Annotated in this window: 19 protein-coding genes; 11 read left to right on the forward strand and 8 right to left on the reverse strand. The window is 37.2% G+C overall.

Going from position 1 to position 19,210, the window contains the following annotated elements:
* The first annotated feature begins 72 nt into the window (after window positions 1-72).
* Window positions 73-942: a LysR family transcriptional regulator gene (locus BZK16_RS07755; RefSeq protein ID WP_077928325.1), complete on the forward strand. Its 870-nt coding sequence runs from the start codon at window positions 73-75 to the stop codon at window positions 940-942.
* Window positions 943-981: 39 nt separating this feature from the next.
* Here the strand turns inward: BZK16_RS07755 and nfsB are convergent, their stop codons facing one another.
* From nfsB to argF, 5 genes are all read right to left on the reverse strand, one after another.
* Window positions 982-1,629, reverse strand: coding sequence for an oxygen-insensitive NAD(P)H nitroreductase (gene nfsB, locus BZK16_RS07760; protein ID WP_077928326.1), 648 nt, complete (start codon window positions 1,627-1,629; stop codon window positions 982-984).
* 74 nt (window positions 1,630-1,703) lie between these two features.
* Window positions 1,704-2,465: a UDP-2,3-diacylglucosamine diphosphatase gene (locus tag BZK16_RS07765; protein WP_077928327.1), complete on the reverse strand. Its 762-nt coding sequence runs from the start codon at window positions 2,463-2,465 to the stop codon at window positions 1,704-1,706.
* Window positions 2,466-2,480: 15 nt separating this feature from the next.
* Window positions 2,481-2,978 carry a peptidylprolyl isomerase gene (locus tag BZK16_RS07770; RefSeq protein WP_077928328.1) on the reverse strand — a complete coding sequence of 166 codons (498 nt, stop codon included), beginning with the start codon at window positions 2,976-2,978 and terminating at the stop codon, window positions 2,481-2,483.
* A 28-nt stretch (window positions 2,979-3,006) separates the two neighbouring features.
* Window positions 3,007-3,696, reverse strand: coding sequence for a peptidylprolyl isomerase (locus tag BZK16_RS07775; protein WP_077928329.1), 690 nt, complete (start codon window positions 3,694-3,696; stop codon window positions 3,007-3,009).
* A 69-nt stretch (window positions 3,697-3,765) separates the two neighbouring features.
* Window positions 3,766-4,770 (reverse strand): ornithine carbamoyltransferase, encoded by a 1,005-nt coding sequence (gene argF / locus BZK16_RS07780; RefSeq protein WP_077928330.1) that lies wholly within the window; start codon window positions 4,768-4,770, stop codon window positions 3,766-3,768.
* Between the two features lie 149 nt (window positions 4,771-4,919).
* Between argF and glmU the strand changes: the two genes are divergently transcribed.
* From glmU to BZK16_RS07815, 7 genes are all read left to right on the forward strand, one after another.
* Complete coding sequence (gene glmU / locus BZK16_RS07785) at window positions 4,920-6,287, forward strand: bifunctional UDP-N-acetylglucosamine diphosphorylase/glucosamine-1-phosphate N-acetyltransferase GlmU (protein WP_077928331.1); 1,368 nt, start codon at window positions 4,920-4,922, stop codon at window positions 6,285-6,287.
* A gap of 103 nt (window positions 6,288-6,390) precedes the next feature.
* Window positions 6,391-6,708, forward strand: coding sequence for a c-type cytochrome (locus BZK16_RS07790; RefSeq protein WP_077928332.1), 318 nt, complete (start codon window positions 6,391-6,393; stop codon window positions 6,706-6,708).
* A gap of 698 nt (window positions 6,709-7,406) precedes the next feature.
* Window positions 7,407-8,852, forward strand: coding sequence for a Na+/H+ antiporter NhaC (nhaC, locus tag BZK16_RS07795; protein ID WP_077928333.1), 1,446 nt, complete (start codon window positions 7,407-7,409; stop codon window positions 8,850-8,852).
* A gap of 75 nt (window positions 8,853-8,927) precedes the next feature.
* The gene (locus BZK16_RS07800) at window positions 8,928-10,286 is read left to right on the forward strand and encodes a putrescine aminotransferase (protein ID WP_077928334.1); all 1,359 of its coding nucleotides are present in this window, start codon (window positions 8,928-8,930) and stop codon (window positions 10,284-10,286) included.
* Between the two features lie 192 nt (window positions 10,287-10,478).
* Window positions 10,479-11,906, forward strand: a complete 1,428-nt coding sequence (locus BZK16_RS07805; protein WP_077928335.1) for a gamma-aminobutyraldehyde dehydrogenase — start codon at window positions 10,479-10,481, stop codon at window positions 11,904-11,906.
* A 197-nt stretch (window positions 11,907-12,103) separates the two neighbouring features.
* The gene (locus tag BZK16_RS07810) at window positions 12,104-13,429 is read left to right on the forward strand and encodes a ferredoxin reductase family protein (RefSeq protein WP_077928336.1); all 1,326 of its coding nucleotides are present in this window, start codon (window positions 12,104-12,106) and stop codon (window positions 13,427-13,429) included.
* Between the two features lie 327 nt (window positions 13,430-13,756).
* Window positions 13,757-15,277 carry an ABC-F family ATP-binding cassette domain-containing protein gene (locus BZK16_RS07815; protein ID WP_077928337.1) on the forward strand — a complete coding sequence of 507 codons (1,521 nt, stop codon included), beginning with the start codon at window positions 13,757-13,759 and terminating at the stop codon, window positions 15,275-15,277.
* Between the two features lie 70 nt (window positions 15,278-15,347).
* On the opposite strand, the gene BZK16_RS07820 is transcribed toward BZK16_RS07815, so the two are convergent.
* Window positions 15,348-15,977 carry a CatB-related O-acetyltransferase gene (locus tag BZK16_RS07820; RefSeq protein WP_077928338.1) on the reverse strand — a complete coding sequence of 210 codons (630 nt, stop codon included), beginning with the start codon at window positions 15,975-15,977 and terminating at the stop codon, window positions 15,348-15,350.
* Between the two features lie 228 nt (window positions 15,978-16,205).
* Between BZK16_RS07820 and BZK16_RS07825 the strand changes: the two genes are divergently transcribed.
* The 3 genes from BZK16_RS07825 (at window position 16,206) to pdxY (ending at window position 18,009) form a co-directional block, all read left to right on the forward strand.
* A complete protein-coding gene (locus BZK16_RS07825) occupies window positions 16,206-16,655 on the forward strand; it encodes a MarR family transcriptional regulator (protein ID WP_158076831.1) in 450 nt (149 codons plus the stop codon).
* Between the two features lie 20 nt (window positions 16,656-16,675).
* On the forward strand, window positions 16,676-17,065 hold the full coding sequence (locus tag BZK16_RS07830) for a nuclear transport factor 2 family protein (protein WP_077928340.1): 390 nt from the start codon (window positions 16,676-16,678) through the stop codon (window positions 17,063-17,065).
* A gap of 68 nt (window positions 17,066-17,133) precedes the next feature.
* The gene (pdxY, locus tag BZK16_RS07835) at window positions 17,134-18,009 is read left to right on the forward strand and encodes a pyridoxal kinase PdxY (protein WP_233145231.1); all 876 of its coding nucleotides are present in this window, start codon (window positions 17,134-17,136) and stop codon (window positions 18,007-18,009) included.
* Here the strand turns inward: pdxY and BZK16_RS07840 are convergent.
* Together BZK16_RS07840 and phnX are read right to left on the reverse strand one after the other, a co-directional pair.
* Window positions 18,001-18,255, reverse strand: a complete 255-nt coding sequence (locus BZK16_RS07840; protein WP_077928342.1) for a hypothetical protein — start codon at window positions 18,253-18,255, stop codon at window positions 18,001-18,003. The two genes, pdxY and BZK16_RS07840, sit on opposite strands and share 9 nt — an antisense overlap.
* Before the next feature lie 129 nt (window positions 18,256-18,384).
* A complete protein-coding gene (gene phnX, locus BZK16_RS07845; RefSeq protein WP_077928343.1) occupies window positions 18,385-19,197 on the reverse strand; it encodes a phosphonoacetaldehyde hydrolase in 813 nt (270 codons plus the stop codon).
* Between the last annotated feature and the right edge of the window lie 13 nt (window positions 19,198-19,210).

Below are 19,210 nucleotides of genomic sequence, written 5' to 3' on the forward strand. Positions count from 1 at the left end.
TGAATATAATTTGGATTCATTAAGTGATAAATTAATGGTTATGTTTAATCATATTCAAATGAGTATTTATTCATGACATTGGCGCAATTGCAGATTCTTAAAATTGTTGTGGAGCTGAAGAGTTTTACCTTGGCAGCATCACAATTAGGTATTTCACAATCGGCTGTATCCCATGCGATTAAATCGTTAGAAAAAGGTCTAAATGTTGTGCTGTTTCATAGGGAACAGAACCAGATTACATTAACGGCGATTGGGGAAACGATGTTGCCACATATTCGCACAATGTTAAGTTTGCATGATTTGCTGTATCAAGAAGCGCAAGCATCGAATGGTTTGAAGAAAGGCGTTGTGTGCATTGGTTCATTTGGGCCAACAGCATCATCTAAGATCTTGCCAAATCTATTGGCAGAATACCGAGCTCAGTTTCCACACATTGAAATTCAAGTGGATGAAGGTGATGATGCAAGTGTTGCACAATGGTTGTTGGATCAGCGGATAGATATTGGCTTTGTAACTTTGCCAGATGAACGCTTTGAAACATGGCCAATTTTACAGGATCAATGGGTGGTGATTTTGCCACATCAACATCCTTTGGCGCAGCAAGCAAATGTGGCTTTAAAAGATTTGACGAAGTATCCTCTCAATTTAACAGGGGCAGGATCGGGTGAAAAAATCCTACAATTATTTAAAGATCAAAAGCTTTCGCCAAATATTAAATTCAGAACATTGCAATTACTGAGTACATTATCATTAGTTGAACGAGGCGAAGCGGTTTCAATTGTGGCTGAATCAGCGATTCCTAAAGGTGCGAATATTGCCATTAAACCATTATTACCAAAAGTTGAGCGAACGGTTGCCATTGCGGTGATGAATCAAACACGATTATCACTTGCAAGTTCGCAGTTTTTAGAAATGGTTAGAAAGAGATTTGCATTGAAATAGCAATCCAAAATGGATGGATTGCTATCTGACTTTGTAGATTTATAAAGTCGTAAAGATCTCATCAGCAGGTAAACGAGATTTTGGTAATTTAGCATTGTAATCATTTTCTTCGCTGGAATAGCCAATTGTTACTGCAACGATAGAATGTAGATCTTTGCTTGGTAAATCTAAGATCTTATCCAATTCTTCTGGCAAAATGCCTTCAATTGGCGTCGCATTCACACCCATTGCCGCAGCTCCTAAAAGCAGTGTACCTAAAGCAATATAAGCTTGTTTCTCATTCCATTTATTTAAATCTTTTTGGTCATTGGAATTGAGGTCAATGAATTTTTTACGGCCAGCAGCAACGCCTGATTTGCCTGCTTCATCTAAGAAACGCTGATCTTTATCTTCTTGCTCTGTAATGAGCTCAACATGCGCATCGCCTAATGTATTTCGTACAGCAAAAATAACAGTCAATGTGGAATCCAAAACTTTAGGGCGATTGAATTCCATGAAACCAGGTAAAACTTTCTCTTTCCCTGCTTCACTTTCAATTAAAAAATAGTGCCAAGGTTGAACATTCACAGATGATGGAGAATAACGTAGTAGCGTTTTAATATCTTCAATTTGTTGCGTTGTTAAACGGCGAGAAGCATCATAAACTTTGCATGTTTTACGAGATTTGGCGACATCAATGATATTCATTTAATATTCTCCTTGAGCTATTGGGGGATGATAACTAATTCAAAATGAACAATTGTTATAGCACATCTCAAGAGTTAGGAGAATGATTCTACAGGTGGAATAGTGAAAGTATGGCGCGTTAAACCATTGGCTTTATTCCATTTAATATAATCACCAGTTTGTTCCCAATCACTCAAAACCCAGCGTGTGCCATTGTGGTGCTCATGGATATTGGGCTTGTGTGTATGTCCATGAATCATAATATCAGCAGAATGCTGAATGAGCATTGCTTCAACTGCACTATTTGTAACATCGCAATAGCATTGTTGATTCTCAATGCAAGTATGGCGTTTAGCTTTTTTGCTTGCTTCACGTAAACGCAAACTAATGCGCAGGCGAACAGATTTTGGTAATAAATGTAAGCATTTGAGCACTAAAGGATTGCGGATAATTTTGCGATAACGTTGGTATTTAACATCTGCTAGGCAGAGTTGGTCACCATGTAGAACAACAATTTCTGGTGCAAAAGGTAAAGTATAAACTTCAGGAAGAATTGTCATTTTGCACAGATTGGCGTAATTTTTTCCGACAGCAAAGTCACGATTACCATGTTGGAAATAAATGTTGATCCCTTGTTCTGAAAGCTTTGCGAGCTCTTCAGCTACTTTAGCTGTAAAAGGTGATAAAACATCATCTCCAACCCAAAAATTAAAGAAATCACCCAAGATGAATAAATCTGTGGCATCTTCTGCAATCTTCGGTAAAAGATCAAAAAAAGCCGCACACAGTTCTGGGCGGCTTGATGCGAGATGAAGATCAGCAATGAAATAAGCAATGTGATCTTCATGTCTATGCATAGTTGTACCTTAAAATTAAGCGATTTCTACGCGTTCAATGATGATATCTTCAGCAGGCACATCGCTGTGACCACGACGAGAAGTTGTTTCAACTTTTTCGATCGCATCAATGATGTCCATACCTTCAACTACTTTACCGAATACTGCATAACCCCAACCTTGAGATGTTTCACTTTTGAAATCCAAGAAACCATTATCTACAGTGTTGATGAAGAATTGGTTCGTTGCAGAATGTGGATCCATAGTTCTAGCCATTGCTAAAGAACCACGAACATTTTTCAAACCGTTGTTTGCTTCGTTTTTGATTGGTGCGCGTTGGCCATCCATTTTGTTGTCCATACCTGGTAACAAACCACCGCCTTGAACCATGAAACCTGGGATTACACGGTGGAACAATGTACCTTCAAAGAAACCATCTTTTGCGTATTGTTCGAAGTTAGCTGCTGAAACTGGTGCATTATCAAAATCTAATTCGATTGCAAATGTACCTTTATTTGTATGAAACTTAATCATGAATATATCTCCTAAAATTCAATGAGGACTATTTTTTTGTAGTGTCAGTTGTAGTTTCAGCAGGCGCTGCAACTGGTTTTTCAACTGATTCTACAGATTCTGTTGCCACTGCTGGCTTTTCAATCAATGCCATTTTTTCGATGATCACTGGTTCTACTGGAACATCATCACGGCCACGACCATGGCTAGTTGTTTGTACTTTTTCAATGGATTCTACAACTTCCATACCATCTACAACATGCCCAAATACTGTATAGCCAGGGTTTTGTGGTCCAGTATAGTTCAAGAAATCATTATTGATTGTATTGATAAAGAATTGGCTAGTCGCTGAGTCAGGATCCATTGTTCTAGCCATTGCGATTGTGCCTTTATCGTTTTTCAAACCATTGTCTGATTCGATATTGACAGATTCGCGAGTTTTCTTTTGAACTAAATCTTTATCCCAACCACCACCTTGGATCATGAATCCAGGAATCACACGGTGGAAAATTAACCCCTCATAATGACCATCCACAACATATTGGATAAAGTTGCCAACAGTATTAGGCGCTTTTTCAGGGTTGAGTTCTAAAGTAATGTTGCCTTTATTGGTTGTCATTTCTACATAAATTGGCGCAACAACAACTGGTTCTTCGGTTGCTACTGTTTCAGGATTCGCCATAGATACTTGAAATGCTAATGTTGCAATACCTGCACAAGTCAATAAACGTTTTAACACAACAAACTCCTAGATTAGTTATTATAAGCGCAAGATTATCTCAATTTTGCGCTCTGAATGATACTGAATTTATGATAATGAAGAAACCATTACTGCTTTAATTGTATGTAAACGGTTTTCAGCTTGGTCAAACACAATAGAATGCTTGCTTTCAAAGACTTCATCTGTCACTTCGACACCATCTTTTAATTCAGGGAAATCCTTCATTAATTTCATGCCCTCTGTTGTTTTACCATCATGAAACGCAGGCAAGCAATGCAGGAATTTAACATTTGGATTTTGGCTTGCTTCAATCAATGCTTGGTTTACTTGGAATGGGAAAAGAAGCTTGATGCGTTCAGCCCATTTATCTTTGGATTCGCCCATAGATAACCAAACATCTGTATAGATAAAATCAACACCTTTCACCGCTTCTTGTGCATTTGTGAAGCAAACAATATTACCGCCCGTTTCATTTGCAATCGCTTGGCACTGATCAATCAGTGCACGCTTTGGTAGCAATGATTCTGGTGCAGCAAAATGAATTGTCATACCTAATTTTGCAGCAATAATCATTAGAGAGATTGCAACGTTGTTATCTGAATCGCCAACATAAGCTAATTTCACATCTTTTAGTGGCTTATCTGTATGCTCTAGGATAGTTAAAACATCTGCCAATGATTGTGTTGGGTGGAATTCATCTGTTAAACCGTTGAAAATAGGAACACCTGCATAATGAGCGAGATCTTCTACGATTTTATGTGCAGCACCACGGAATTCGATGCCATCATAAAAACGGCCTAAAACACGAGCTGTATCTGCAATACTTTCTTTATGTCCAACTTGTGAACTCACAGGATCCAAATAAGTTACATTCGCGCCTTGATCATAAGCAGCTACTTCAAAAGCACAGCGGGTACGTGTAGATGTTTTTTCAAAAATAAGTGCAATATTCTTGCCAACTAAGCGTTTTTCTTCTTCATTATTTCGCTTTGCAGCTTTTAAATCGCGGGCAAGATCTAAGAGATAGTTGATCTCTTCAGGAGTATGATTCAAAAGTGTGAGCAAATGGCGCTGATATAATGGAGAAGTCATGGCAAGATCCTTTCTTTTATGGATGAGATAATTATCTCTACATAGTATCGTGCTCGTTTTTAGATTTTCAAGCATTTTTATGCCATGTCATCTTTATTTTAAAAAAATAGTGTAGAATCGGGCGCAATCAACAACTAAAAAGAGGACGTATGAAAGCATTATCAGTCGTGATTTTAGCAGCAGGTAAAGGCACAAGAATGAAATCTGCGCTACCAAAACCTCTGCATGAGATTGGTGGCAAACCAATGTTGTCACATGTGCTATCAACTGCACGTGAATTAGATCCTGCACAATTAATTGTAATCTACGGTCATGAAGGCGAAAAATTAAAAGCAGCTTATCAAGATGAAGCCGATATTACGTGGGTTGAACAAAAGACATTTTTAGGCACAGGCGATGCAATGAAATATGCAATGCCAGCGATTTTGCCTAATAGTAACGTATTAGTGTTATATGCAGATACACCATTAATTGATGTAAAAACATTGCAAGCAATGCTTGAAAAAGTGGACGAACAGAACCTTTGCTGGTTAACAGTGGAAGCTGATCAACCATTTGGCTATGGCAGAATCATTCGTAATGATGCTGGCAACATGGTTGCAATCGTAGAAGAAAAAGATGCGAATGATGAACAAAAAGCTATCACAGAAGTGAATAGTGGCTTATTTGCGATCTCAAGTGATGTGTTATCTACAACATTGCCACGTATTAGCGATGACAATCAGCAAAAAGAATTCTACTTAACAGATGTTGTTAAGTTAGCGTTGGAAGATGGTTTATCCATTCAAACAACGGCAGGTGATTTTACATTATTGCGTGGTGTGAATGATCGCGTACAGTTATCCAAATTAGAAGCGATTTATCAAAACCAACAGCGTAAAAAATTAATGCTATCTGGTGTGACAATGATTGCACCTGAAACAGTTTATATCCGCGGTGAAGTGAAGCTTAAAGGGCAAGATATTATCATCGAACCTAATGTGACTTTATCAGGCGTTGTTTCCTTGGGTAATAATGTTCAGATCGGGCAAGGCTCGCACATTACAGATGCTAAATTATGTGATGGCGTTGTTGTACATCCTTACTCAATGATCGAATCTTCATTGTTATATGACAATGTTGCGATTGGCCCTTATGCGCGTTTACGTACAAACAGCATCCTAAAAGCCAATAGTAAAGTGGGTAATTTCGTAGAAACGAAAAATATTACATTGGGTGAAGGTTCTAAAGCGAACCATTTAACGTATCTAGGTGATGCACAAATTGGTACTGGTGTGAATATTGGTGCAGGCACAATTACGTGTAACTATGATGGTGCGAATAAGCATAAGACAATCATCGAAGATGATGTTTTCATTGGCTCAAATAGTTCACTTGTTGCACCTGTTGAAATTAAAAAAGGTGCAACTGTGGGTGCAGGTAGTACAATTTCTTCATCAATTGAATCAGGGGCATTGGCGATAACCCGTGCAACACTGCGTCAAATCCAAAACTGGAAAAGACCTACAAAAAAATAATTTTATTGGGCAAAAAGCATGAAAATGGTAATATGAGCTAAAATTGTATTACCTTTTGGTACAAATTTTTGTTTTGAATATTATTGATAAAGAGGTTGTCATAATGAAAAAACACGTTTTAACATTAGCGTTGTTAGGTTTTGGTGTAGCTTCTACACAAGCATTTGCTCAAATCGACGAAGCTTTGGCTTCTCAAAGCGGTTGTTTGGCTTGCCACAAGCAAAGCGAAAAATTAATCGGCCCTTCATATGATGAAGTTTATGAAAAATATAAAGGTGACGATGGCGCTGTTGATTACTTGATCGAAAAAGTAACTGCAGGTGGTTCAGGTGTTTGGGGTGCAGTTCCTATGACTCCTAACGGTCACATTCCAGCAGAAGACATCGAAACTTTAGTATTACAAATCATGCACGAAGAGTAATAGCTTTAGTATTCTAAAAACCGCACTAAGTGCGGTTTTTTTATGCCTGAAGAACGCAAATATAATATTTTGAATGTTCTGTGTAGTATTTTTTCAATAACCTAGATTTTTCAGTATTGGAATTTCTCCTTATAACTACAATATTTATTATCTGGATTGAATAAATTAACTATTTTTATTTATTTAATAATAATTTAAATTATTGTTATTACTATAGTTTTTTAAAATTCCCCCTAGGTTTTCATACGATCGAATAAGAAGGTATATAATTTTGTTATGTTTGTATGATTGTCATCTTTGACTAGAATCAATAATATCCAAATGTAGCTATTTTGAAGTTTAAAAGAATAACTGTTATTTGATTATTTTTATATAAATCAATTTGTTATATTTATAAATGAGAGTTGCTAACAATAAAATATTAATAAAAAATCGGAGGAGTTTATGGTTGGCTGTAATATAGTGAGAAATCTAATTTTCAATTAATTTTATCGTACCAACGTACAAAGAATACTTAAGTTGATTTGCCAATAAAATTGGCCATAGTTATTTTTCTAGAAATCTAGAAAAACGATTTTACTTGTTCATTTTACTAGAACATTGACCTAGGAAGAATAAATATCTTTCAACTTTCAAGTTAAAAACTCAAATTAACTAAATGATTGAGCAATTTATTATTAAGTTGCATAAGGCTGTGTATGGATTATACGAATGATGATGTAGCGAGAGCAGAAGTATTTGTGGAAACAGAAGTATTTGCAGAAAGAAGTAAGCCTCTTCCTAGTTTAAAAATTGCTTTAATTCCTATTGTATCTATGATGCTTTTGTTATTTGTAGGAATTTTTATTTATGGTGCAGAACCACATATTCCTGTGCTTATTAGTGCCATTATATCTGGTGGTGTTGCTATCTATCTTAGGTATAGATGGGATGAAATAGAAAAAGCTGTAACAGCTGGTGTTGCTCTGTCAGTACCTGCTTTATTGATTTTACTTGTATTAGGTACATTGATCGCCACATGGCTAGCTGGTGGCATAGTGCCAACTATGATTTACTATGGCTTAGATATTTTATCTGCCGAATGGTTTTTACCCTTGGCAGTCATTATAACGAGTGCTGTTTCATTGACAGCAGGTAACGCATGGACAGCGGCGGGCACCGTAGGTATTGCTGTTATGGGAGTTGGTGTAATTCTAGGTTATAACCCTGCGATGGTGGCGGGTGCTGTAATTTCAGGCGCATACTTTGGTGATAAGTTATCACCACTTTCAGAAACAACGAATATGGCTCCTGGCATTATTGGAGTGAACTTATTTGAACATATCCGTTACATGCTATATACAACCATACCTGCTTGGGTCATTACGATCATTTTATTTCTAATTTTAGGCATATTTAATCAGGCAGAATCACATGATATTTCTAGTGTGAAGTTGTTGCAGGAGCAATTGGATCAAATTTTTGTGATCTCTCCATGGTTGATCTTAGTACCGATTGTTGTGTTAGTCATGATTATGTGCAAAATGCCTGCAATTCCTGGTTTAGTCGTTGGTTCATTTCTGGGTGGTGTTGTTGCTTTTTTGGTGCAGGGTGAATCCATTGGTTCCATTTTGAACATGATGATGGTGGGCTATGAAAAAGAAACAGGTAATGAAGTCATTAACACTTTACTAAACAATGGTGGAATGGTGTCTATGATGTCAACAATCTACTTAGTTATGTTAGCAATGAGTTTGGGTGGCATTTTAGAGTTGACAGGATCATTAGAAACTATTGTTAAAAACTTATTAAAGTTAGCTAAATCAACAGGTAGCCTAATTGCAACGACGGCTGCATCATCTATTACAGCAAATGTGATCGCATGTGATCAATACTTATCAATTTTGATTCCTGGGCGTATGTATGTACAGGCCTATAAAGATAAAGGGTTAGCGCTTAAAAATTTATCACGCACAGTTGAGGATGCTGGAACGATGACGTCATCTCTCGTTCCGTGGAATACATGTGGTGCTTTTATGGCTGGGACATTAGGTGTTGCAACTGTGGATTATGCACCTTACGTATTCCTCGGGATTTTGAGCCCATGTGTTGCGATTCTTTATGGCTATACAGGATTTCGTATCGCCAAAACTACAAATACGTAGAAGAAGCTTCAAGTTTTACTGGCAATGTTTCATTAATAACATTTAATAATTTATCAAAGGAAGTAGGAGAATATTATGAGTAATAACAATGTGCAACAGTATATTAATAAGGTTCTTGGTTTAATTGAGAAAGATGTCATTACACCAGAAGATGCCAAATGGATCACATCAGAAACGATTGAAGGCTTTCGTGCTAATGTCAATCCAGGCTTTTTAGAGTATCGTAAAACTGTTACCCCAGATCAAGGATTTGCTGCAGTTGAATGGTCAGATAAAGATAATAGCTATATTGATGTGAATGGTAATTCATATATCGACTGTTTGGGTGGGTTTGGTATATATAACGTCGGTCATAGAAATCCTAAAGTTGTCAAAGCAGTGACAGACCAATTGAAACATCAGGCACTGCATAGCCAAGACATGTTAGATCCATTACGTGCGATGCTCGCTAAAGTATTAGCAGATATTACACCTGGCGATCTTAAATATTCATTCTTTACAAACTCAGGTACAGAATCTATTGAAGCAGCTTTGAAAATTGCTAAGTTATACACGCATAAGCATAATAAAAATGCAACAACATTTATTTCAACGGTTGGGGCATTCCATGGTAAAAGCTTAGGTTCTTTAGGTGGTACAGCTAAAGGTAGCTTCCGTCAGCCATTTATGCCATTGGCATCAGGGTTTAAGCATGTATTGTTCGGTGATATCGATATGATGCGTAAGACTTTTGAAGTGTGTGCTGCTGTTAAAGAAGATGTTGCAGCTGTGATTTTAGAGCCAATTCAAGGTGAGGGTGGAATCATTATTCCTCCTAAAGGCTATTTGAAAGCTGTGCGTGAATTGTGTGATGAATATAATGCAATTTTAATTTTTGACGAAGTTCAAACAGGTATGGGCAGAACAGGTAGTATGTTTGCTTGTGAGCAAGAAGGTGTAACGCCTGACATTTTATGTTTAGCAAAAGCATTTGGTGGTGGTGTTATGCCAGCAGGTGCAACGATTGCTTCAGAGAAAATTTTTGCACCAATGTTTGATAATCCTTTCATGCATACAACAACATTTGGTGGTAACCCATTGGCATGTGCGGCTGCTTTGGCGACATTCAGTGTATTATTGGATGAAAAATTACCAGCACGTGCTGCTGAAGTGGGTGAATATTTCCTCAATGGCTTAAAAGAAGCGGCCAAAGGCCATGAAAATTTAGTATTGGATATTCGTGGTCGTGGTTTGATGATTGGTATTGAATTCCATACAGATGAAATTGGTTACGATGCATCCAAAGCAATTTTTGACAAAAATATCATTGTTGCAGGTACTTTGGTGAATTCTAAAACTATTCGTATTGAACCACCATTAACAATCACTTATGAAGAAGTTGGCTATGTCATCAAATCATTTAAAGAAGTATTGCAGTCATTAAAAGTAGCTTAATTTATAAAATAATTGAATGAAGAATGGATGGATTGATGAGCATCTATCATGGTAGATGTTCATTAATTATAAATCGTATAGTGAATCAGTTTAATCAAGTATAGATAACTCTAGTCTCCTTCCTTTTGGGAAGGGAGCAGATAAACTTTTTTAAATTGTCACTACTATACAAGCATTGATAGGAACATAAATATGTCTGAAGTATTAAACAATTTTGTGGGTGGTCAATATGTAACTGTTAATTCAAGCTCAACGTTTGACTTAGTTGATCCTGTTACAGGTAAAGCAAATGGTGTTTCTATAAAATCTATGGCTGAAGATATAGATTTTGCAATTAAAACAGCTGAAAAAGCTTTTGAAACTTGGAGCCAAACAACACCTTCTCAACGCCAAAAATATTTATTAGATTTAGCGAATGCTTTGGAAGCTAGAATTGATGATTTAGTGAATGCACAAGTTCGCAATACAGGGCAATTAATTCATATGATTCGTAATGAGGAAATGATTCCTTCTATGGATCAAATTAGATTTTTTGCAGGTGCAGCTAGATTGCTAGAAGGTAAAGCAACAGGTGAATATATTGAAGGCTTAACATCATCTATTCGCCGTGAACCCATTGGTGTAGTTGCACAAGTTGCACCGTGGAACTATCCTTTCATGATGGCGATTTGGAAAGTCATTCCTGCCATTGCCGCAGGTAATACAGTTGTTTTAAAGCCAAGTGATACAACGCCAGAAAGTACATTATTGTTTGCAGAAATTGCTGCAACAGTATTGCCAGAAGGTGTATTCAATGTTGTTTTAGGTGATGCAGAAACAGGCGCATTATTGGTGAGCCACCCTGTACCAGCGATGATATCTATTACGGGTTCTGTAAGAGCAGGTAAGGAAGTTGCATTGGCAGCTGCTCAAAATATCACTAAAGCACATTTAGAATTAGGTGGTAAAGCACCTGTGATCGTATTCGACGATACCGACATGGAAAAAACAGCTGAACACATTGCTATGACAGGTTTCTTCAATGCAGGGCAAGATTGTACTGCTGCAACTAGAGTTATTGTGCATGAATCAATTCATGATAAATTTATTCAATCACTTGTGAATGCAACGAAGAAATTTCCATGTGGTTTGCCAGCAGATGAATCTGCACATTTTGGTCCATTGAATAATGTGAATCAATTTAATCGCATTCAAAACTTAATGAAACAAGTACCAAGCCATGCCAAAATTGAAACAGGTGGTAAAGCAAGTTCTTTAGGTGGATTCTACTTTGAACCAACCATCATTTCGGGATTGCAGCAAAAAGATGATTTAGTACAAAATGAGATTTTTGGGCCGATCATTACGGTGCAATCATTCACTGATGAAGCTGATGCATTAACGAAAGCGAATGATATTGCATATGGTTTAGCATCAAGTGTTTGGACAAAAGATCACGGTCGTACTCAGCGTTTTGCTAAGCATTTAAATTTTGGTGCAGTGTGGATTAATACACATATTCCATTAACAGCAGAAATGCCACATGGTGGCTATAAACATTCAGGTTATGGTAAAGACCTTTCATTGTATGGTCTGGAAGAATATACTCGCATCAAACATGTCATGAGCTCTTTGGATTGATCTTTATACGAAGAATAGGTTGTCAAAAGAGATCTTATGGATCTCTTTTTTATGGGTAAATATTTATAATGATTATCATTATCGAAACTTGATCAGAACTTTACAACTATTGAAATCCTCTAATATTTACAGAGCTACTATGTCACTCATGAAGTAAATATTCATTCAAACAATATCAATAATAAGAGAGGCATGTCATGAACAGAAGTCAGCGAGTCATTATAGGAATTATCGGGATTGCTATGATTGCTTGGATCATTAACTTGTATTTATATCCAATCAAACTAGATGCATTTCCCATCCGCAAAGAGCTAATCAATATCACAGGTGTGATTTCATTCTTAATGATGGGCGTGATTATGCTCTTAGCTGTTCGTCCAAAATGGTTAGACCGCTATTTGGGCTTAGATAAAATGTACCATTTACATAAATGGGTAGGCATTTGGGCAATTGTATTTGCGGGCTTACACTATGTCGTTAAATTGGGTAAACCGGTATTGCAATTGTTCTTTGAACAAGGTCAAAGAATGAAAGGTGCAAGACCAGAGTTAACAGGTTTACAAGGTTGGTTAGATCAATATGTTGGCTTTGCTAAAGATGTGGGTGAATATCTTGTCTATTTCTTGTTAGTCGTATTAGTTTTAACTTTATGGAATAAATTTTCTTATAAGATTTGGCGTTATACACACAAATTAATGGCACCTGTATTCCTATTATTAGCTATTCATGCAGTTGTGTTAACACCTTGGAATTATTGGTTCCAACCTTTAGGAATATTAGTGGGATTGGCTGTGGTGATTGGATCAGTTTGTGCAGTGATATCAATGCTAGGTTTAATTGGCAAAACTTCAACGCATGCAGGCAAAGTATTAGAAGTGAAACAACTCGGCAATTGTATTGAAGTCACTTGTAAATTATCAGGCGAATGGCAACATAAAGCAGGGCAATATGCATTTTTCAAGCATGATCGATTAGAAGGTGCACATCCTTTCACAATTTCTTCAGCGGATGAAGGTGATAATGTCGTAAGATTTTCCATCAAAGCTTTGGGTGATTACACGAAGTATTTACAAAATAATATTCACGCAGGTGATTGTGTAGAAGTAGAAGGCCCTTATGGTTTATTCGACTACCAACGTTCACAATCATCACAGCAAGTTTGGATTGGTGGTGGTATTGGGATTACACCATTCATCGCTTGGGTTGAATCCATGATTCAAAATAATGATCATGAAACACAAGTGGATTTCTATTACTGTGCGTGTAATGAGCAAGAAGCTGACTATGCAAATTACTTGAAAACATTATGTGAAAGTTTACCTAATGTCAGATTACATGTGCATTGTAGTGATGTTGCAGGCTACTTAACTGCAGATAAATTGATGCAAGATTCGAATGAGAAAATTTCAGATATTTGGTTCTGTGGTCCAAGTGGCTTTGCGAAAAAATTAAAATCTGATTTGAAAGAACGTTATGAAACGGTTGCACCTAATTTTCATCAAGAGATGTTTCAGATGCGCTAATTAACAACAATGAGCAACTAGAGCCTTCTATCAAGAAGGCTCTTTTATTGTAAAATCATCCCATAATTCTTCTAGATTTTTTTAAATGTATTGTGGCATCTTTTACATTGACTTTATTGTGTACAAAGTTAAAATACGTGCATCTTAATTTAGAACTGATGAGGTTTGCTGACATGAATAATTAACTTGATTTGACTTGTTATTACGATCAATCAAGGAGGTTTTATGTCCAAATTTTTGCAGCTTAATCAGTTGTCTTATGGTTTGCCAAATGGCAACACAGTTTTTTCAGACTGAACTTATACATTCTCTCAGCCAATCACAGCTTTGATTGGGCGAAATGGCGTTGGCAAAAGCTTATTGGCACAAATCATGGCGGGGCGATTATTGCCAACGGAAGGCTCATGTATCAATAGTGATTTAGTTTATTACTTATCACAAAAAGCCCATGAAAATAGTGCCGAAACCGTTGCTGAAGCACTGGGGATTCAGTCTATATTGGATGCATTACAACGCATTGAAAATGGTAGTGTTGATCCTGATGATTTTGAAACTGTGGGTTCGCGTTGGTGCATTCAGGATGAGGCTCTGAATTTATTGGCTGATCTGTCTTTATCCCATGTTTCGTTAGCAACTGCGATGCATCAATTAAGTGGCGGTGAGCAAATGCGTATTCGCATTGCGGCTGCTTTTTTATCACAAGCGCAGATTTTGATTCTAGATGAACCCAGCAACCACTTGGATTATCACTATAAACAAGTTTTATGGTCGATGATTCAATCATGGCAAGGGCAGGTGGTCATTATCACCCATGATCGTTATTTGTTGAACCGAGTGAACGCCATTGTGGAATTATCTGCTAAAGGCTTAACAGCATACAGCGGTGCTTATCAAGATTATATTGAGCAACGAGATGCCGAATTAGCTTCTGCTATTCAGCAATTGAATGCAGTAAAACAGACAGAGAAAAAGCGCTTGGCAGTTGCACAGCAACAATTAGAACGACAAGCGAAACGATCCTCTCAAGCCAATAAACAACGTGGTGAGCAAAATCAAGCGAAGATATTGCTAGATCGCCAAAAGAATCGCAGTGAACTCAGTTCAGGCAAAGCAAAGCAGCAACGTGATCAGATTGCGGAACAAGGTAAATTAGCCATTCAATCTGCAAAAGATCGCATAGATCAAAAAGAAACTGTAGTTTTGCATGGTTACGATGTGGATGCTTTTGTGCCCAAAGTATTGGTGGAATTGAACCAGCTGATATTGCCACATTTAGCAGAGCACCTGTGCGAATTTCATGGGCAAATTGAGAAAGGCGATCGCATCGCAATTGTGGGTAAAAATGGCAGTGGTAAATCTGTATTGTTGAAAACATTAGCAGGGAAGATTTCTCCCTTACAAGGTGAAGTAAAGCATCATGTGAATTTTGCTTATTTGGATCAGCAGTTGTCTTCATTAGATTTATCAAAATCTATTTTGGAGCAGGTTTCAGACGGGCAAACCAAAGAGAAAATTACAGATTTAAGAATGCAGCTAGCGCAGTTGGGATTGGACAATACAGTGATTAATCAGCCGATGAAGGCTTTAAGTGGTGGCGAACAATTGAAAGCTGCTTTGATTCTGTCCTTGTATCAAAAAGAGCCTGCACAATTGCTGTTATTGGATGAACCCAATAATCATTTGGATTTACCATCCTTACAAGCATTGGAGCAATTATTGCAGAGTTATCGAGGTGCTTTGGTGATTGTTGCACATGATCAAGAATTTTTAGAAAATATTGGTATCAATAAATATTTAGTAGCCACAGAAAATGGCTGGCAGTGGCAGGAAAGATTTCCAGCTATATAATGGATAGTGCAATAGGTTTAAAATCTATCCCTCCCATTGAGAGGGATAGTTTCATTGATAGTAACAATAATTAAAATGGGTAATTTTTCTCAGCTTCAATCAATGCTTCAATATTATTTTGCGTTAAGAATGGGCGAAGTGCCTGAAATTTCTCAGGTGCCCAATCATAAATATGCAATGCTAATAACTGTTGAATGATTTCTGGAGAAAATCTATATTTCACTAATTGAGCAGGTGATCCACCCACAATTGCATAAGGCTCAACATCTTTTGTCACAATGCTGCCTGCGGCAATGATTGCGCCTTCACCAATTGTAATACCAGGCATGATCATCGCTCGCATGCCGATCCAAGCACCATCGTGAATGTGTGTATCACCTTTGCTTTGATAAGCTTCTTCGATTGTTTCCATAAAAAGATATAAGCTGAACCAATCAGCACGATGTGTATGATTGCCGCCCATAAGAATCACAGCTTCTGCACCAATGCAGACATAATCACCAATGTATAGCTGATCAATATGCCATAAAGGCTCCCACTTTAAGCTTTCTTCATCGCCATATAGATAGCGCACAACAGAAGCTTCAAAGCCTTGATCCCAGCAGTCGCTGTAATAGCTATGTTGACCTTTAATGATAATGTTTGAGTTTTTAACAGTTTTGTGGAGATATTCCACTTTTGACCAATGTTTTTTTTCCATGACAAAGCTCCAAATAAAATGGCAAATACATGGAATGTTTTATCAATTCGATGCACTACATTCCAAGTGCATCAACCGCGAGCGATCCTCGGTTTTTTGAGTAAAGGATTATTGATCATTGAAGCATTATAAGTATTTATAAAACTAACTCAAATTTATAGTTAACCAGTTGACAATAAGTTGAATCAGGAATATAGTTAACTGGTAAACAAAACTGAGATAATGATTATGACAACACAAACAGAAAAAATGTATCGAACTTTAATAAAATTAACACATGCACAAGAAATTCATCGAGAGAAAAAGCGTGAAACTTTATTGAAGGATTTGGGCAATTACACATTAACGCAATTGCATATTTTGAGTTGTATTCAGCAACATGATGCTGTGAATAATAAAGTGCTCAGTGATGCTTTAGCGTTAACAAAAGCAGCAGTTTCAAAGGCTGTGAATAAATTATTGAAGGATGAGTTAATCACAACATATCAAGTTGAGGATAACCAAAAGTCGATTTTTTATCAGTTAACGAAAGAAGGTGAGCATATTGCAGATATTCATCATGTATTACATGAACAGGTCAAGGCGAATTATTTAAATTTTTTGGCAACGATGGATGATGAAACATTGGCTAAAGCCCAGCTGTTCTTGGAAGCTTTAACAAATTACTTAGAAGAATAATGAAAAAAGGAGATCAAAACATGCATAAATATCAGAAATTAGTGGCTGAATCATTTGAAGTATTATTCGATGCTGAAAAAACGGTGGATGATGTTAGACCTTTTTTCGTAAAGAATTATACACAATGGGTGGATGGCAAAAGCTTGGATTATAATGGCTTTTTTCAGCATGTTGTCGCATTGAAAGAAGTGATTGCTACAGCTCATGTAGAATTCATTGAATTTATGGTGGCAGGCGATACAGCTGCGGATATTCATGATGTATTTGTGACTAAAAAGAATGGTGAAACATTGCATGTGCGAGTGATTGCATTTTTCACATTTGAAAATGATCAAATTGCTTCTGTGCGTGAAATGACACATCTATTGGAAGGTAATGAAAGCGATCACGATTTAGGTTCAAGAACCTAATCCCAAAATTAAAATCATTGCGCTATAATCGAGCATCAAATTAAAAGATGTAGCAAAGTGAGATCATCGTGACAAACCAACCAAAACGCGTTTTAACTATCCAATCCCATGTTGCTTTTGGGCATGTTGGCAACTCGGCAGCTGTATTTACATTACAAAGAATGGGCATTGAAACGATGCCAATTAATACTGTGCAATTCTCTAATCACAGTGGCTATGATGTTTTTTCAGGGCAAGTATTCACAGCGGAGCAGATTGCGGAAGTGATTCGTGGTTTACGAGAAAATCATTTCTTAGAAAAAGTGGATGCGGTTATTTCTGGTTACATTGGTAAAGTTGGCGTAGGGCAAGTGATTCATGATGTTGTGCGCGAAATCCGCAAACACAATCCTGATGCAATGTATGTTTGTGATCCTGTGATGGGCGATAAAGAAGATGGCGTTGGCTTTTTTGTGGATGAAACGATTCCACCTTTAATGAAAGAAGCATTAGAAAGCGCAACGATCATTACACCGAACTATTTTGAATTTGAAGTGTTGTGTGGCAAGTCTGTGCGGACTTTGGAAGATGCTTGTAGCGAAGCGCGCAAACTGATTGCAAACAATCACTATTTGAAAACAGTATTGATCACAAGTTTTAGAGTGAATGATACTGATGATGAGTTGATGACGTTAGCGATTACAGCAGATGAAGCATGGAAAGTCACAACGCCACGTTGCCATTATGTGCCAATGCCAAGCGGCACAGGTGACACATTTACAGCATTGTATTTAGCGCATACGTTAAATGGAGATAGCGTTGAAAAAGCGATCACATATACCACATCGACTTTATATGCTTTGGTGAAAGATACACCGAATGGTTCGCATGATTTATCTTTAGTGCGCGAACAAGCGCAGATCATTGAGCCAAAAGAATTGTTTAAAGCAGAGAGATTACTTTAATCCCATTGCTTGAAGGTGTTGAACTTGCGTTGCATAAAGCTCTGTTAGGTTATGTTCATCTTCTGCTGTAGGAATGAAACCATATTCTTGATGCCAAGCATCTGCAATTTCAGGCAAAGCCAATAATGCTTGGATGTGCTGAGTTTGTTTTAAATTCATGATGTGTTCAAAGTGAACCATAGATAATTTTAATTCAAATGCATGAAAAACGTTAGACAAAGTATCGATGTAATGCTGAGAAATCATATTTAAACACCTGTAGTTAAAAGATGTACTTAATATATGCTTGGAATATGACAAGAATATGACGCGATAAAAAAAGCCAATATTATTTTCATAATATTGGCGAAATAGATCATAAGCCAGTATTGTTATTTACGGTTTTTCGCCAGATTGAATGCGTTGTTCAATAGCGTTTATAATAGGTTCAAGATCAGCCACAGAATCAATGATGTAATGCGCGCCTGATTTTTTCATCGCTTCAGTTGCTTGTGCACGTAATTGATCTTGTTCTGTTTTTGGTAAAGCATTCCATTCTGCTTCTGTCATGCCAACTTCATTGCCACTCACAGTGACAGCAACTGTCCAAGTGCCTGAATTTAAACCTTCTGCAATACCAACAGCTGTATCATCTACTTTGATCACAGTATGTGGATGCCAAACACCTAAATTATTAAAGGTTTGAAACATCATGAATGGTGCAGGGCGACCCATTTCAAAATCAGCTGCGCACATTACGCTTTCAGGATCAATGCCATGAGGTTGTGTCAAGCGTAGAACTTTTTCTGCAATTTCTCTGTTATAACCAGTAGTTGAGCCAATTTTTATATTACGTTCACGTAGTTTTTTGAATAACTCAACTGCGCCAGGAATAGGATCAGAATAATCATCAATGGCTGCTAAATTCATAGGAATGAAAACATCATAGAGCATTTGTACATCTAAATCTGTTGGTGCGCTACCATGTTCTTTTGCCCATGCTGAGCTCACTTCAGGTAAAGCCAATAATGCTTTGATATGATCTAACTTTGCAGAGCCCATTGGACCACGCGCCTGTTCAATCGTTAAAGGTACATTGAACTTTTCAAATAATTTCACAAATGCACCCATTGGTGCACATGAACCATGATCAACGATGGTTCCTGCCCAATCAAAGACGATGGCAGAAATTTTTTGATTATTTTGCATAAGAATTCTCCTA

Source organism: Wohlfahrtiimonas populi (genome assembly GCF_002006795.1).
Classification (GTDB): Bacteria; Pseudomonadota; Gammaproteobacteria; order Cardiobacteriales; family Wohlfahrtiimonadaceae; genus Wohlfahrtiimonas; species Wohlfahrtiimonas populi.

Excerpts from the sequence above, each read along its gene's own strand:
- BZK16_RS07755 (WP_077928325.1), top strand. The coding sequence starts at position 73 with ATGACATTGGCGCAATTGCAGATTCTTAAAATTGTTGTGGAGCTGAAG.
- nfsB (WP_077928326.1), bottom strand. The coding sequence starts at position 1,629 with ATGAATATCATTGATGTCGCCAAATCTCGTAAAACATGCAAAGTTTAT.
- BZK16_RS07765 (WP_077928327.1), bottom strand. The coding sequence starts at position 2,465 with ATGCATAGACATGAAGATCACATTGCTTATTTCATTGCTGATCTTCAT.
- BZK16_RS07770 (WP_077928328.1), bottom strand. The coding sequence starts at position 2,978 with ATGATTAAGTTTCATACAAATAAAGGTACATTTGCAATCGAATTAGAT.
- argF (WP_077928330.1), bottom strand. The coding sequence starts at position 4,770 with ATGACTTCTCCATTATATCAGCGCCATTTGCTCACACTTTTGAATCAT.
- glmU (WP_077928331.1), top strand. The coding sequence starts at position 4,920 with ATGAAAGCATTATCAGTCGTGATTTTAGCAGCAGGTAAAGGCACAAGA.
- BZK16_RS07790 (WP_077928332.1), top strand. The coding sequence starts at position 6,391 with ATGAAAAAACACGTTTTAACATTAGCGTTGTTAGGTTTTGGTGTAGCT.
- nhaC (WP_077928333.1), top strand. The coding sequence starts at position 7,407 with ATGGATTATACGAATGATGATGTAGCGAGAGCAGAAGTATTTGTGGAA.
- BZK16_RS07800 (WP_077928334.1), top strand. The coding sequence starts at position 8,928 with ATGAGTAATAACAATGTGCAACAGTATATTAATAAGGTTCTTGGTTTA.
- BZK16_RS07805 (WP_077928335.1), top strand. The coding sequence starts at position 10,479 with ATGTCTGAAGTATTAAACAATTTTGTGGGTGGTCAATATGTAACTGTT.
- BZK16_RS07810 (WP_077928336.1), top strand. The coding sequence starts at position 12,104 with ATGAACAGAAGTCAGCGAGTCATTATAGGAATTATCGGGATTGCTATG.
- BZK16_RS07820 (WP_077928338.1), bottom strand. The coding sequence starts at position 15,977 with ATGGAAAAAAAACATTGGTCAAAAGTGGAATATCTCCACAAAACTGTT.
- BZK16_RS07825 (WP_158076831.1), top strand. The coding sequence starts at position 16,206 with ATGACAACACAAACAGAAAAAATGTATCGAACTTTAATAAAATTAACA.
- BZK16_RS07830 (WP_077928340.1), top strand. The coding sequence starts at position 16,676 with ATGCATAAATATCAGAAATTAGTGGCTGAATCATTTGAAGTATTATTC.
- BZK16_RS07840 (WP_077928342.1), bottom strand. The coding sequence starts at position 18,255 with ATGATTTCTCAGCATTACATCGATACTTTGTCTAACGTTTTTCATGCA.
- phnX (WP_077928343.1), bottom strand. The coding sequence starts at position 19,197 with ATGCAAAATAATCAAAAAATTTCTGCCATCGTCTTTGATTGGGCAGGA.